The sequence below is a fragment of the Pseudomonas sp. HY2-MNA-CIBAN-0224 genome (genome assembly GCF_040310285.1).
GTDB classification, from domain to species: domain Bacteria; phylum Pseudomonadota; class Gammaproteobacteria; order Pseudomonadales; family Pseudomonadaceae; genus Aquipseudomonas; species Aquipseudomonas helleri.
On the sequence record NZ_JBEOPQ010000127.1, the window covers coordinates 1 to 1,373 of the forward strand.

Consider the following 1,373-nt stretch of genomic DNA (forward strand, 5'->3'; position numbering starts at 1 on the left):
CGGTCATTGCCCACAAACGTCGTGTTGTCATGCTTGATGTAAACGTTCTTGTCCCGCTCGGCATGGATGTAAACCTCTTGCTGGCCCACCTCGTCCTCAAAGCGCAGTTCGTTAAACCCCGTGCCTTTGTGGGTGCGGCTTTTGATGGTCATGCGGGTTTTGTGTTTGGGCAGTTCGTAGGGCGGCAGGTTGGCCTGGCGGTAGGCTCTGCCGGTGGCGATGGGTTGGTCGGGGTCGCCGTCGAGGTAGCTGATGATCAGTTCCTGGCCGATGCGCGGCACGGCCATGGCGCCCCATAAGGTGCCAGCCCAACCTTGGGTGACGCGGATCCAGCAGGAGCTGTGGTCGTTTTCCTGGCTGTCGCGGTCCCACGGGAAGCTGACTTTGACCCGGCCCCATTCGTCGCAGTAGATCTCTTCGCCCGGCGGGCCGACCACGGTGGCGGTGTGCGGGCCGTCGATGCAGGGTTTGGGCTGCAACGGGGCTTTCCACTCGGCGTCCCAGCGGATGGCGCTGGCCTTTAAATGGTAGGTGGTGCTGTAGTCGCTACCGCCGGCTTCTTCTTGCAGGCTGCTGTGTTGTTTGCCGGTATGTTCAAGGGCGATGCTGCGCCAGCGGTCGTTGAAATCGGGGCGCGGGTGTTCGCTGAGGTCGAAGGCCAGACCGGGTTGCAGGCGGGCGTCGTCGCCTTCGAGTTCGGCCATGCGCGCGTCGCTGCGCAAGGCGTGAAGGCGGGTCTTGGTAAAAGGTTTACCCGCCGCATCGCGTTTGTAGCGGCCGGGGTAATCGTAGCGCTCGTAATCCTTGTGCTGGTTTTTCAGGGCCAGGCCGCCATCGGCGGTGTGTTGCTGGTTGTAGCGCGGATGGGTGAAGGTGTAATCGCGCTGCACCTGCCGAGAAGTACGCACCTGCTCGGTGTAACTAAAGCGATGCAAGGCAGGCTCTGCTGAATCGCCGCCGCCCATGGGCTGATAAAGCACCGGGCAGTCTTTGTGGGTGCCGATGGTGCCAAGGCCGCCAACACGATCGGTGAGGATCAAGGTGTGGCCATCGGTGCGGTGTTCGAAGGTGTAAAGCAGGCCTTCCTCAGCGGCGAGGCGGGCAATAAAGTCGAGATCGGTTTCACCCGCCTGCACGCAGTATTCGCGGGTCTGGTGATCGAAACAGATCTGTTTTTCCAGGTCGGTGATGCGTTGGCCCTTGAGCACCAGGGCGATGATCTCGGGCACGGTTTTGTACTGAAACATCCGCCAGTTGGAACGCAGGCCCGCGCGGGCCAAGGTCGGCTCGATCACCGCGTGGTAGCGGGTACGGCGAAAACCGGTGTCGCCCTGACGGAACAGACTGACCAGACCATGGACATAGCGCACCGG

At 61.8% G+C, this 1,373-nt stretch carries 1 protein-coding gene; it reads right to left on the bottom strand.

Features of this window, described 5'->3' with window-relative positions; all coding sequences use genetic code 11:
• Positions 1–1,373: type VI secretion system tip protein TssI/VgrG (gene tssI, locus AAEZ03_RS25645; RefSeq protein ID WP_350582504.1), on the bottom strand; the 1,373-nt coding region annotated here is incomplete at both ends.